This window comes from Roseibacterium elongatum DSM 19469 (assembly GCF_000590925.1).
GTDB lineage: Bacteria > Pseudomonadota > Alphaproteobacteria > Rhodobacterales > Rhodobacteraceae > Roseibacterium > Roseibacterium elongatum.
The window spans coordinates 2,638,518-2,650,697 of sequence record NZ_CP004372.1 but is presented as its reverse complement, the minus strand read 5'-3'; the positions used below and the strand labels follow the sequence as shown (position 1 = coordinate 2,650,697).

Genomic DNA, 12,180 nt, shown 5'->3' with positions numbered 1-12,180 from the left:
GGATCACTTCCAGAGCTTCGAGGCGATCTCGACCAGCGCGCCCGCGATGACGCCGCCGATCAGCAGCGTGCCCCAGATCGGGATGGTCAGCGATTGGATGAAATATTCCAGCACCAGTTCCAGCGTGGCGATCACCGCCGCACCGGGGTCGTCATAGCGCAGGTTGGCGGCGCGGCGGAACATCTCGCGCAAGGCAAAGAGCAACAGGCCGAAAAACGCGATCTGGACCGAGGTGCGCGCGCCCTGCCCCATTGAGGCCCGCACACCGCCCCCGGCATTGCCGCCGGCCACCATCCACCCCTGCCACAAGCCGATCAGCGCGATGGTCAGGGGAAAATAGGTGACCGCCATTTCCTCGGGCAATGTGTCGATCACGAACAGCGCCGCCACCCAGCCGATCCCGAAGAACAGGATCGCGCCCACGAGTTTGGCGGCGGTGGGCATGTCAGGCGGGCCTCTTGATCGTGATTTGCGTCACATCCGTGTTTCCGAAATGAAAGGTCGCGGCGCAAGCACAGAGATAGAAATTCCACATCCGACGGAACCTGTCGTCAAAGCCGAGGGCCGAAACCTCGTCCCAGCGGCCGTTGAAGGTATCGTACCAGCGGCGCAGCGTCTGGGAATAGCTTTCGCCGAACTCGATCGAATGCGCGATCTGCAATCCCGCGCGCTCGACCTGCTCGCGCAGCACCTTGGGCGCGGGCAGCATGCCGCCGGGAAAGATGTATTTCTGGATGAAATCGACGCCGCGCTTGTAGACGTCCCAGCGGCGGTCCTGCACGGTGATGATCTGCAGCGTCGCCTGTTTGCCGGGCTTCAGCCGCTCGCGCACCGTCTTGAAATAGGTGGGCCAGTATTTTTCGCCCACCGCCTCGAACATCTCGATGCTGGCGATGCCGTCATAGACCCCGGTCTCGTCGCGGTAATCCTGCATCTTGATCTCGACCTTGTCCGACAGGCCGGCCCGTTCCATCCGCGCCACCGCATAGTCATGCTGTTCCTGGCTGATGGTCAGGCCGGTGACCCGCAACCCGCGTTCCTTGGCGGCGTATTCGGCAAAGCCCCCCCAGCCGCAGCCAATCTCCAGCACGTGATCGCCGGGCTGCGCGCCCATCTGGTCGACCATGGACTTGTATTTCGCGATTTGCGCCGCCTCGAGGCCTTCCTGCCCCGTCTCGAACAGGGCCGAGGAATAGGTCATCGTGTCGTCCAGCCACAGACCGTAGAAATCGTTTCCAAGGTCATAGTGGTGCGAAATGTTCTTTTTCGCCTGCTTCCTGGAATTGCTTTGCAGCCAGAAGCGGAACTTTTCATAGGCGCGGATCAGGCCCATGCCCATGAAGCCGTCATAGATCTCCTCGTTCTCGGCATGGACCAGATCCATGAAGGCCTGCAGATCGGGCGTCGACCACCATTCATCCAGATAGGCCTCGCAAAAGCCAAGATCGCCCTCGCGGATCAGACGGCCGAAAATGTCGGTGTTATGGATGTGCAACTCGGCCACCGGGCCGGGCTTGGGCCCCTCGGCGCGAAAGGTCCGGCCATCGGGCAGCACCATGTCCAGCCGGCCGCAATCCATCTTTTGCGCCTGGTCGAAAACGGCCGCGAAATAGCGCGGCAGGTTGGTTTCACCCGTTGTGGTGGTCTTGATGTCCATGCTTGTCCCTTCGTCCCTTCCGCATCCTGCCCGGATCGCGGGTCGTTTCACAAGGCCCGGCCTGTCCCCGGGCCGGGCCGCCCTGTTTCAGAAGTCGCGGTTCTCATAGGCCGCGAGTGCGCGTTTGCGCCCCTCGGCGGCACTGACGATCGGCGCCGAGGGGTAGGCGTCGTCGGCCGTCATGCCCCAGCTTTCCGGGATCGCCTCGAAATAGCTGGTCGCCGTGTCGGGTGGCTGGCTGGTGATCTCGGCCAGCCAGCGGCGGCGATAGCGCCCATGCTTGTCGAATTTCTCGGCCTGGGTCTCGGGGTTGAAGACCCGGAAATATGGCGTTGCGTCGGGCCCCGAACCCGCCGACCATTGCCAGCCCATCGCGTTGCTGGCCGGGTCCCAGTCGACAAGGCATTCCTCGAACCAGTCCAGCCCGATCTTCCAGTGACACATCAGGTGCTTGGTCAGGTAGGAGGCCACCAGCATCCGCGCGCGATTGTGCATGCGCCCGGTCACATACATCTCGCGCATGGCGGCATCGACGATCTGCATGCCGGTGCGCCCCTGTTTCCACGCCTTCACCTCGGCGCGGCGTTCATCCTCGGTCCACGGAAAGGCATCCCATTCCTCGCGCCAGTTTCCGCTGGTGATGCGTGGCGTGTGGTAGACGAGGTGATAGGCGAAATCGCGCCAGACGATCTCCTTGAGAAAGGTCTCGGCCCCTGCCTTGCCCTCGTCCATCGCGCGTTGCCCCGCCCACCAGCAGGCGCGCGCGCTGATCTCGCCATAGGTCAGGTTTTCCGACAGGTGCGAGGTGCCGTTGGTCGCCAGATCGTCCCGCGCCGTAACATAGGCGTCGATCCCATTGGACATGAACGCACCAAGCCGCCCGCGCGCGGCCTCTTCCCCGATTGCCAGGTGGGGGTGCACGATGTCGGCGCCGCGCCGCATGGCCTTGCCAAGGCCCCAATCGGACGGGGTGTCGCTTTCGGGCCAGGTCTTGGCCGCCGGGATCTTCGGGGCCGACAGCGCCGGGCCCGGATCGCGCCCGCGCACCGCCTTCCAGAAGGGCGTATACACCTTGTAGAAGCCACCCGTGCCGGTTTCGACCGTCCAGGGCTCGAACAGGATGTGGCCGGCGTGGCTGTGGGCGTCGATGCCATCGGCCTTGAGGCCGGATTTCACGCCCTCGTCGCGCTGCCGGCTGTCGGGGTCGTACAGGCGGTTCCAATGCACCGCGGTCGCGCCGGTTTCCGCGATCAGGGCACGCAGCACCTCCAGCGCCGGACCGCGCCGATAGATCAGGCGCGATCCCGCCCCCTGCAACGCCGCGCCAAAGGCTTCGGCCCCCAACCCCAGCCGCCATTTCGGCGCGGCACCGTGCGTTTCGACCACCTCGTCGCAGATGAACACCGGGATGACGGGCGCGCCGCTGTCGCAGGCGGCGACCAGGGCCGGGTTGTCGGACAGGCGGAAATCGCGGCGGGTCCAGTAGAGGACGGGGGCATCGGTCATGTCTGTTGGACGGGTCCGTTGTTTTTGCGGTCCCCCGGTATCTAGCGCTTGGGGTGGGCGATCAAGCCGCCCTGCCCCTGTTTCTGCGCTGGCGCTCAGGCCGTGACGTCAACCACCACGCGGCCGCGCACGCCGCCCTTCAGAATGGCGCGGCCCAGATCGGGCAGATCGGCCAGCGTCGCCGGCTCGATCATCGCCTCGAGTTTGTCCATCGGCAGATCCTGGGCGATGCGCTTCCACGCGCGCAGACGGTTTTCATAGGGTTGCATGACGCTGTCGATACCCAGAAGGTTCACGCCCCTCAGCAAAAAGGGGATCACCGTCGCGGGCAATTGCGCGCCACCGGCCAGCCCAACGGCGGCAACCGAGGCGCCGTATTTCATCTGCCCCAACACGCGCGCCAGCATGTCGCCACCCACCGCGTCGACACAGCCTGCCCATGTTTCCGCCTCGAGGGGGCGCTTGGTGGTCTCGGCCAGATCACTACGCGCGACGATGCGGGCGGCGCCTAGGCTTTTCAGGTAATCCTCTTGCTCGGGCCGGCCGGTGACGGCGGCCACCTCGTAGCCCAGATGCCCAAGGATCGCGGTCGCGACCGATCCGACACCACCCGCAGCGCCCGTGACAAGAACCTCGCCATTTTCTGGTGTTAGGCCGTGATCTTCAAGTGCCATGACAGCCAGCATCGCCGTGAACCCCGCCGTGCCCACCGCCATGGCCTGCCGCGTCGTCAGCCCCTCGGGCAGTGGCACCAGCCAATCGGCCTTGACCCGCGCCTTCTCGGCGTAGCCGCCCCAATGCACCTCGCCCACGCGCCAGCCGGTCAGCACCACCTTGTCGCCCGGCGCGTAGCGGTCGTCGTCACTGGCCTCGACCGTGCCGGCCAGATCGATGCCGGGCACATGCGGGTAGCTGCGCACCAGCCCGCCGCCCGGCCCGATGCACAACCCGTCCTTGTAGTTCAGCGTCGAATACTCGACCGCGACCGTCACGCCGCCCTCGGGCAGACGTTCTTCGCCCAGCTCCTGCACCGAAGCGCTTGTCTTGCCCTCGTCATTCTTGTCGACCACCAGCGCACGAAAGGTCATCTCTGCATCTCCTCGTTCAAGTGTTGGCTGAGCCCTTCCGCTCAAACCCCTGTGTCAGTTCCAGAATTTTTCCTTCACCACCGCCTCGCGCGGGCCGTCGGGCGTCATGACGGTCAACGTCGCCCCCGCATCCCAATGGGTCATGCGGATCATCGCGATCGAGACGTTGACGCCGAAATCGGGCGAGAACGCCGCCGAGGACACGCGCCCGACCTTGCGGTGTCCGGCCATGACCGGCCAGAACTCTTCGACTGCGGGGACCGGGGCGCCGGACATGGCCAGCGGCCGGATCTGTTGCACCGGGCCTTCCTTGGCCACGCGCAGGAGGGCGTCGCGGCCGATACAGCCGATGGCCGTGGCCGTGTTGCAGAACCGGCCCAGCCCGCATTCATGGGGCGTGTTGTCGTCGGTCATGTCATTGCCATAGCTCAGCAAGCCGCTTTCGATCCGCTCGATCAGGTTCGGGCCGCCCGCGCGCACGTCCAGCGCCCGGCCTGCCTCTATCAGGGCACTCCACAGAGGCATGCCCAGATCACCCCCTTCGAGATAGATCTCGTAGCCGCCCTGTTTCGAATAGCCCGAGCGCGCGACCACCAATTGCCGACCGCCGAAGCCAAACAGGCCAAAGCGGAAAAAGCGCAGATCCCGCACCGAGTCGCCAAAAACCTCGGCCATCAGGTCATCGGCGCGCGGCCCCTGCACCGCCAGCGGCGACACATCGGGTTCGTCCACCAGAACGTCGAGGCGATAGCCATAGGCGATGCCCTTGACCCAGTAGAGCAGATCACTGTCGGCGATGGAAATCCACCACCGATCCTCGGTCAGCTTGACGACGACCGGGTCATTCAGCATGCCCCCCGTCTCATCGACGATGGGCATGTAGTAGCATTGTCCGGGAAGCATCCCGCGCAGGTCGCGCGGCGTCAGCATCTGCACCAGCCGTCCGGCATCGGGGCCGCGCACCTCGACCTGCCGCTGGCACGAGACGTCCCAGACCTGCACCGCGGATTTGAGATGGTGGTAATCCTCTTCGACCGAGCGGAACACCGTGGGCAACAGCATGTGGTTGTAGACGGTGTAACCGGTGACACCGGCGGCCAGCACCCCTTCGGTGAACGGCGTGCGGCGCAGGCGGCGCGACAGCGAGAGTTGAGCCATGGCAGGCCCCCTTGCGGCTGACGGGGCCTAGCGCCCCTGTGGTCCGACCCAGTCGATCTGGCAGATCTCGGCCGAGCGGCCATCGAAATCCCACACCCGGCCAAAGGCGCGCACGCGGCCCTTGGTGGCGGTGGCGACGGTGATGTCGGGGCCCATCCAGTATTGCGTGTTGGTCACGACGATATCGCTGTCGGGGTCGCTGCCGCCGACGGGCACGACCTCGCCCTGGATCTTCTTGCCCACCATCAGGCGACGCGCCTTGCCCTCGGTCTCGAAGATCACAGGCGCGCGCTCGGCCCCCAGGAACTCGCTCACCAGCAGGCTGAACAGGCCCGTGGTGCCGCGCGCCGCACCGGAAAAGATGTTCACCAGCCCGTCATAGGCGCCGTCATCGGCGCGCTCGTCGATGAAGGCCGCCGCCTTCCAGTTGCCGCGCGCCATCAGGCCGGGGATTTCCAGCAGCAGGCCCACGTTCAGGCCCGAGATATCCGCGTCTCCGTAGAACCCTTCGTCGATGCGCACCCCGGCCCAGGCCTGGCAGTACCCTTCGGTGGGCGCGTGTTTGCCAAGGCTGACCACGCAGGGGCAGAACACGGTGCAATTGCAGTTCAGGATCAACTCGCCCTTGATCGCCCAAGGGGTCTTGCCCGGCTCGTCGCGCGTGGTCTGCACCCCGGCTTCGGTCTCGACGTCATCATACATGGTCTTTCCTCCCTCCCTTTCAGATCGTCGCAAGCGCGGTCCAGATCCCGCCCGCGATCAATGCAATCCCCAAGGGCGCGGTCAGCCAGCGTCCGAGGACGGGCAGCTTCTCCAACGCCATCATCACCATCCCCAGCGCCATGAACCCAAGGCTCATGACCCCGCCGACAAAGGCCAGTGCCATCAGGGCCGCGCAACAGCCGAGGCAATCGGCCCCCAGCCGCAGGCCCTGCCGGAACGCGCCCTCGCCCCAGTGCTGCATGAAAAACGTCAGCGGCGCGCGGCAGCGACTGAGGCAGGCCTCTTTCAGCGATGAAAATTGGTAGAGGCCTGCGCCCACCAGCAGCGCGCCCGAAAACAGGGCCGAGCGGCTCTCGCCCAAGGCGCCCAGCAGACCGGCGCGGGTCAGGCCCAGTTGCGCCGCCGCCGCCAGCACGGCAAATCCCAGCCAGATCACCAGATAGCCCGCGACCAGCGCGCCAAAGCGCGTGGCCCCCGCATGGGACAGGTCGTCATAGGTGGCGAATGCCGGCAGCGCGGTGGGCGCCATCATGCCGCCCGCCATCAGCGCCCACATCAGCACGAGGCCGGGATAGCCCGCCCCGCCCGGCCCGGTGGTACACAGCGCCGCGATCAGGTCCGCGCCATAGATCCCTGCGGCCGCGCGCAGATCGGCGGGCAGCGCCATGACCCAAAGCAGCGCCCACGTCGCCAGGATGCCACCGTAAAGCGCCAGCCAATGCGGCGCGGCCATGGACCTGATGCGCGCGGCGATCATCGCGGCCCTCCCTTGCCGTGCTGAGTCGGTTTTCGCTTGCAGACCAAAATGTCAGACCTTTAAATGTCTGACAAATGAAAATCGATCCCAACAACCCGCGCGGCCTGCCCGCACAGATCGCCGATGCGATCCGCGACTCGATCGTTGCGGGCCGTCTGATCGTGGATGAACGCCTCCCCTCCGAGGCAGAGCTGGCCGAGCAGTTCGAGGTCTCGCGCCCCACGATCCGAGAAGCGCTGAAGCGGCTGGCCGCGCAATCGCTGATCCGCACGACACGCGGGGCTTTCGGGGGTGCCTTCGTCAACCGCCTGTCCTATGAAGAGGCCTATGCCCAGCAGATCACGACCGCGACGCTGCTGTTGTCGATGAACGGGGTCGCCTTTGAGACCGCCTGCGAGGCGCGCTATGCGCTGGAACGCGCCTGTGCACCGCTGGCGGCCGAACGGTGCAGCCCCGACCAGCTGGCCACCATGCGCGCCGAGATACACCGCCAGGGCCAGCCCGGCCTGACGGACGAGGCGTTCTGCGCCTCGGATGTCGCCTTTCACCGCGCCTTGGTGGATGCGGCGGGCAACCCGGTGCTGTCCTACCAGCTGGCCGGCGCGGTCGAGGCGATGCAGCCGCTGATGAACATGATCACCTTCACCGCCCGATCGCGCGAGCGGATCGGGGCGCTGCACACCTCGCTTGCCGATGCCATCGAGGCCGGCGACGGGCCGCGCGCCGCCGAGATCCTGAGCGCCCTGGAAGCCTACACGCTCGAACTGGGCCAATCGGTGCGCGCCGCCCGCGCGGCAAGGGCCGAGACGCGCTGATCCACGCGCGATTTCCCTTGCGGGGGGCTGGGGGCTTTCCTAACCTCTGCGGCAGTCTGTCACCGCAACACCAAAAGGGACATCTTGAGACATGAACAAGACCTTCACCCTCGGCACGGCGATCACGCTGGCGCTGTCCGCCCCCGCGTTTTCGCAGGATCTTCTGGTCTTCGATTATTCCGGCTTCGAGGATCCGTCCTTTCACCAACCGTATGTCGAGGCCCATGGCGGCAGCCCCGAATTCGTCTTTTTCGGCGACGAGGACGAGGCGTTCCAGCGCCTTCTGGCCGGGTTCCGGTCGGACGTGACGCATATCTGCGCCGGCTCCGTGCCGCGTTGGCAGGCCTCGGGCATCATCGAGCCCTGGGACACCGACCGCATCGCCGCCTTCGCGGATCTCAACTCGGATCTGGTCGGCGCGGATGTGCTGGCGGGCTCGTCCGAGCTGTTCTTCCTGCCGACCGATTATGGCTCGACCGCCGTGGTCTACAACACCGACGAGGTCCCGGCCGAGGATGTCGCCAGCCTCGAGATCTTTACCAATCCCGCCTATGCGGGCCGCGTGTCGATCCCCGACAATGTCGATGACGCCTATGCGCTGGCCTATCTGGCCACCGGCGTGTCGGACTGGTCGGACGTGACCGATGCCCAGTTCGAGGCGGCGACCGCCTGGCTGCGCGGCATCCACGAGAACCTGCTGAACTACTGGGGCGACCCGGCCGAGTTGCAGCAGCAGATGGCCTCGGGGCAGATCCTGGCCTCGTGGGCGTGGAACGAGGTGCCCGTCGCCCTGGCCGACGAAGGCTTTCCTGTCGGCTTTGCCCGCAACACCACCGAGGGCACCAGCGTCTGGCTCTGCGGCTACGTGAACATGGCCGAGGGCGAAGGCTCCGAGGATCTGGCCTATGACTACGTCAACGCGCTCTTGTCCGAGGCATCGGCCGGCCCGCTGTTGGAAAACGGCTTCGGCTCGGCCAATGACGCGGCGCTGCAGGCCCAGGGGGCCGAGGCGCTCGAGGCCTCGGGCCTGGGCGAGGTGAGTGTGCCGGTTCTGGCGCAACTGCCGATCTCGAACGAACAGCGCGAGCGTCAGGCCGAAGCGTTCGAACGGATCAAGGCCGGCTTCTGATCCGACGCCTTGACGAGCGAGACAGGGGCGCCCGATGCGGCGCCCCTTTCTTCGTGCCGGCGATGCGCAAGGCCCCGCGCGCTCAGCCCACCGCAGGCGATGCCGCAGCGAAAACGCGCCCGTCCCGGCCCCGCAACTGGCGCCGTGCCGACGGGTAGGCCTCGCCCTCGGCCAGGTCGGGAAACAGGGCGAACAATTCGGCCCGCTGTGCGGGGGCCAGCATGCCAACGGTCTTGGCATAGGGGTGAAAGCTTTCGGCTTCGACGCCCTCGGCATAGACCACCTCGTGCCGCGCAAAGGCCATGTGCACATAGGTGACGCCGCCCTTGGAGCGGTCCAGCCGGATGGTCGTGTCATTGACCAGTGAAAAGGCCGGGGTCAGCACGCCGTCATCATCGGCGGCAAAGAACAACTCGGCCCGCCAGTCGTGGATCAGGATGCGATGCTGACGCGAGACCAGCAGGTCGCGCTCGGGCAGGCCGTGGCCAAGGGCCCCGGCCGAGATCCGCACCGGCCGCGCCTCGGGGCGGTGGGCCAGGGCGTGATCGGGCAGCGTGGTCGACCCGATCCAGCGGATCGCCTGCAGACCGTGGTCGCGGGTCATCACAAGGTCGCCGGGGGCCAGGCATTCGATGGGTTTTGGTCCCTCGGGGGTCAGGATGCGGGTTCCGGCGACGAAACAGATGAAAAGCGGCAGGATCAGACCGTCGACCGTCAGCGTGTCGCCCGTCGGGTGGAACACGGCGCGCACGGCCACATCCAGCGTCTCGCCCACGACATAGGGATAGCCCGTAACGGTTTCATGCGACAGGCGGTAGCCAAGGGGGGTGGTGATGATGCGCGGATCGTCGGCCGGGATCGTCTCGATGACCGAGCCGTTCACCAGGATCTGGATTTCCTGCAGATCCGGCAGCGGCGGCGGCGTGTTGATGACATCGGCCAGTTGCGACAAGTCGGTGACCTGCGTGGCCGTGCCGGTGTTGTCGATCACCTCGAGCTGGGTCAGAGACGAGTTCGCCCCCACCCCGATCGCGGTGATATCGGCATCGAACTCGGCCTCGATGGCCGCAAGCTCGCTGTTGAAATTCGTGCCATCCACGGTCGGCCGCCCATCCGAGAGGAACACGATCAGGTTGGTATCATCCGCCGTCACCTCGGAGGGCGGGCTGTCATCGGCCGCGCCGTCGGTCGTTGTGCCGCGCCACTCGCGCAGCACCTCGTCCAGCGCATCGTCGAAATTCGTGCCGCCACCCGCATCGAGGCCATCGACCGCGGTTTCGAACGCGTCCTGCTGGGACAGGGTGAAGTTGCCCACGGTCTGTCCGGCATTGTTGTATTCGATCAGCGTGACGGTCACGTCCTCTGGGTTGTACCCGGCCTCGAGCAGCGACTGGAACAGCGCCTTGGCCGCGGCCTGCTGCGCCGCGAGATAGGTGTCGTTGATCCCGTCGCCATCCACGTCCGAGCCCGAGTCGCCGGCGGTCGAGCCCGAGGTATCGATCACCAGGGCCACGTTGATATCCTGGCTCAGCGCGCCGGTGGTGATATCGGCCGATACATCGAACGTATCGGTTGCGAAGGTCGGCAAGGTCGCCGTCAGGCCGACATCGATGCCGTTGATCGTGCCGGTATCCGACCCGCTTTGCGTGTCCGATGTGCTCATGATGTGTACCCCCAGGTGATCGTCACGGCCCCACAAGACAGGGGCTGGTCGTTACCTACCGATCTTTCGGCACAAAACCAGACGCATCATGCATTCGCCCCACCAGCTATCCGTCCGGATAGGGGCGCCCGCATTTGCGCGGGCGAGACGGGCGAGACGCTTGAAATACGCCGCCGCGCACCGTATCTAAGGCGTGTCCCGGCAACGGGACTATGGGCATAAACGCGCGTGAAATAAGCGGTTCGGACCCGGGGGCGGTACCCGGCGGCTCCACCAGACATCCCGTCGTTGGGGGATCATGGGGCCGAAACAGGATCGACGAACGTGTAAAGACGTGGCTTTGTCCCGGTGAGGTACCACCGTTATCGGTCCGTAAAGCATAATTGCCAACGACAATCGTGCTCCGGTTGCTCTGGCTGCGTAAGCAGTTCGAGGAATCGAAATCTAAGCCCTTGCGCCTAGCCGCGTAAGGCGGGGTTCGCAGGCACCTGGCAACAGAAGCCTGCACTTCCCCTCAAAGCCAAAGCCTGACAGCGCCAGAAATTTTTCGCGATCTTTGCGGATGAAAAAAATAATTCACATCCGAGTGATCCGCCGCCCTGCCTCATGCGTTTAAGAAGAAAGTGGCAAAGAGAGAGTATCCCATGCTGGGCGCATTCACCGCGATCGACATCATCAACATGACCGTAGGCCTTCTGACCATCGGCCTGGGCCTGCTGGGCTGGCTGGCCCCGCGCTGGACGATGGAACAGTTGGACATGGTCGCCGGGCCGACACACATGGCCTATACCGAGGTGTCGGCCGTGTCGGGTGCGCTGTTCGTCGGGATGGGTCTGGGCGCGATGGTGCTGAACGAACCGCTGGGCTGGGTGGTGATGGGTCTGGCCTATGGCGGTGCAGCGGTCGGGCGCGTGACCTCGATCTTTCGCGACAACGCCGCCTCGCGCCAGAGCTGGACGTTCTTCGGGGCCGAGGCGTCGCTGGCCTCGTGGCTCATCCTCGCGAACATCTGACGAAGACACCGGCCTCCAAGCCGGACCAGATGGCCGCATCTCTCAGGGGGTGCGGCTTTCTTCTGCGGCGGCTTTCGAATCGGGCTCAAACGTCTATGGTGGGGGCACCTGCTCAGAGGAAACCTCCGTCATGTCCGACAAACCGCAAACCATTGCCTATGGCCGTTTGATGCATCATGCGATGCGGGGCCTGATCCAGACGGTCCTGACGGAGGTGGCGCAGAACGGATTGCCGGGCCATCATCATTTCTTCATCACGTTCGACACGCAGGCCGAGGGCGTCGATATCGCGCCATGGCTGACAGATCGCTACCCCGACGAGATGACCATCGTGATCCAGCACTGGTACGATGCGCTGGAGGTCGATGACGACGGGTTTGCGATCACGCTGAACTTCGGCGACAGCCCCGAAAGGCTGTCGATCCCGTTCGATGCGATCCTGACCTTCGTCGATCCATCGGTCGAATTCGGCCTCCGTTTCGAAAGCATCGGGGTCGAGGACGCCGAAGACGAGGATACGCCAAGCGCCGAAACCCCGGCAGCACCGGCCCCAAGCGACAGCGTCGCCGCGCCCGAGCCGCACAAGGATGCCGAGGTCGTCAGCCTCGACACCTTCCGCCGCAACCACTGACACGGCGCCGAAAGGCCACCGCGCCGCGATCGGGGCTTGC

General features: G+C 65.5%; 12 protein-coding genes and 1 other RNA gene. 5 read left to right on the top strand and 8 right to left on the bottom strand.

Annotated features, from left to right (window positions below):
- Nucleotides 1–3: 3 nt before the first annotated feature.
- The 7 genes from ROSELON_RS12890 to ROSELON_RS12860 form a co-directional block, all read right to left on the bottom strand.
- Nucleotides 4–444, bottom strand: coding sequence for a TrgA family protein (locus ROSELON_RS12890; RefSeq protein ID WP_025312769.1), 441 nt, complete (start codon nucleotides 442–444; stop codon nucleotides 4–6).
- A gap of 1 nt (nucleotide 445) precedes the next feature.
- Entirely contained in the window at nucleotides 446–1,657 is a 1,212-nt protein-coding gene (locus ROSELON_RS12885; protein WP_025312768.1) for an SAM-dependent methyltransferase, read from the bottom strand.
- 87 nt (nucleotides 1,658–1,744) lie between these two features.
- A complete protein-coding gene (locus tag ROSELON_RS12880; RefSeq protein ID WP_025312767.1) occupies nucleotides 1,745–3,163 on the bottom strand; it encodes a cryptochrome/photolyase family protein in 1,419 nt (472 codons plus the stop codon).
- A 95-nt stretch (nucleotides 3,164–3,258) separates the two neighbouring features.
- Nucleotides 3,259–4,251: an acrylyl-CoA reductase (NADPH) gene (acuI, locus tag ROSELON_RS12875; RefSeq protein WP_025312766.1), complete on the bottom strand. Its 993-nt coding sequence runs from the start codon at nucleotides 4,249–4,251 to the stop codon at nucleotides 3,259–3,261.
- A gap of 54 nt (nucleotides 4,252–4,305) precedes the next feature.
- Nucleotides 4,306–5,409 (bottom strand): dimethylsulfoniopropionate demethylase, encoded by a 1,104-nt coding sequence (locus ROSELON_RS12870; RefSeq protein ID WP_025312765.1) that lies wholly within the window; start codon nucleotides 5,407–5,409, stop codon nucleotides 4,306–4,308.
- Nucleotides 5,410–5,436: 27 nt separating this feature from the next.
- Entirely contained in the window at nucleotides 5,437–6,111 is a 675-nt protein-coding gene (locus tag ROSELON_RS12865; RefSeq protein WP_025312764.1) for a DUF1326 domain-containing protein, read from the bottom strand.
- A 19-nt stretch (nucleotides 6,112–6,130) separates the two neighbouring features.
- Nucleotides 6,131–6,889, bottom strand: coding sequence for a DUF2182 domain-containing protein (locus tag ROSELON_RS12860; RefSeq protein ID WP_025312763.1), 759 nt, complete (start codon nucleotides 6,887–6,889; stop codon nucleotides 6,131–6,133).
- A 74-nt stretch (nucleotides 6,890–6,963) separates the two neighbouring features.
- Between ROSELON_RS12860 and ROSELON_RS12855 the strand changes: the two genes are divergently transcribed.
- Nucleotides 6,964–7,704: a FadR/GntR family transcriptional regulator gene (locus ROSELON_RS12855; protein WP_025312762.1), complete on the top strand. Its 741-nt coding sequence runs from the start codon at nucleotides 6,964–6,966 to the stop codon at nucleotides 7,702–7,704.
- Nucleotides 7,705–7,795: 91 nt separating this feature from the next.
- A complete protein-coding gene (locus ROSELON_RS12850; protein WP_025312761.1) occupies nucleotides 7,796–8,833 on the top strand; it encodes an ABC transporter substrate-binding protein in 1,038 nt (345 codons plus the stop codon).
- An 82-nt stretch (nucleotides 8,834–8,915) separates the two neighbouring features.
- Here the strand turns inward: ROSELON_RS12850 and ROSELON_RS17575 are convergent, their stop codons facing one another.
- The gene (locus ROSELON_RS17575; RefSeq protein ID WP_025312760.1) at nucleotides 8,916–10,496 is read right to left on the bottom strand and encodes a Hint domain-containing protein; all 1,581 of its coding nucleotides are present in this window, start codon (nucleotides 10,494–10,496) and stop codon (nucleotides 8,916–8,918) included.
- A gap of 156 nt (nucleotides 10,497–10,652) precedes the next feature.
- On the opposite strand from ROSELON_RS17575, the gene ssrA reads away from it, so the two are divergent.
- The 3 genes from ssrA to ROSELON_RS12835 all read left to right on the top strand — a co-directional run bounded on the left by ssrA (nucleotide 10,653) and on the right by ROSELON_RS12835 (nucleotide 12,140).
- Nucleotides 10,653–11,005: a transfer-messenger RNA gene (ssrA, locus tag ROSELON_RS17855) on the top strand.
- Between the two features lie 135 nt (nucleotides 11,006–11,140).
- On the top strand, nucleotides 11,141–11,509 hold the full coding sequence (locus ROSELON_RS12840; RefSeq protein ID WP_038650414.1) for a DUF4345 family protein: 369 nt from the start codon (nucleotides 11,141–11,143) through the stop codon (nucleotides 11,507–11,509).
- Nucleotides 11,510–11,639: 130 nt separating this feature from the next.
- Nucleotides 11,640–12,140, top strand: coding sequence for an SspB family protein (locus ROSELON_RS12835; protein ID WP_025312758.1), 501 nt, complete (start codon nucleotides 11,640–11,642; stop codon nucleotides 12,138–12,140).
- Nucleotides 12,141–12,180: the final 40 nt, after the last annotated feature.

Coding starts and splice junctions, on each gene's coding strand:
- ROSELON_RS12890 (WP_025312769.1), bottom strand. CDS start 444: ATGCCCACCGCCGCCAAACTCGTGGGCGCGATCCTGTTCTTCGGGATC.
- ROSELON_RS12885 (WP_025312768.1), bottom strand. CDS start 1,657: ATGGACATCAAGACCACCACAACGGGTGAAACCAACCTGCCGCGCTAT.
- ROSELON_RS12880 (WP_025312767.1), bottom strand. CDS start 3,163: ATGACCGATGCCCCCGTCCTCTACTGGACCCGCCGCGATTTCCGCCTG.
- acuI (WP_025312766.1), bottom strand. CDS start 4,251: ATGACCTTTCGTGCGCTGGTGGTCGACAAGAATGACGAGGGCAAGACA.
- ROSELON_RS12870 (WP_025312765.1), bottom strand. CDS start 5,409: ATGGCTCAACTCTCGCTGTCGCGCCGCCTGCGCCGCACGCCGTTCACC.
- ROSELON_RS12865 (WP_025312764.1), bottom strand. CDS start 6,111: ATGTATGATGACGTCGAGACCGAAGCCGGGGTGCAGACCACGCGCGAC.
- ROSELON_RS12860 (WP_025312763.1), bottom strand. CDS start 6,889: ATGATCGCCGCGCGCATCAGGTCCATGGCCGCGCCGCATTGGCTGGCG.
- ROSELON_RS12855 (WP_025312762.1), top strand. CDS start 6,964: ATGAAAATCGATCCCAACAACCCGCGCGGCCTGCCCGCACAGATCGCC.
- ROSELON_RS12850 (WP_025312761.1), top strand. CDS start 7,796: ATGAACAAGACCTTCACCCTCGGCACGGCGATCACGCTGGCGCTGTCC.
- ROSELON_RS17575 (WP_025312760.1), bottom strand. CDS start 10,496: ATGAGCACATCGGACACGCAAAGCGGGTCGGATACCGGCACGATCAAC.
- ROSELON_RS12840 (WP_038650414.1), top strand. CDS start 11,141: ATGCTGGGCGCATTCACCGCGATCGACATCATCAACATGACCGTAGGC.
- ROSELON_RS12835 (WP_025312758.1), top strand. CDS start 11,640: ATGTCCGACAAACCGCAAACCATTGCCTATGGCCGTTTGATGCATCAT.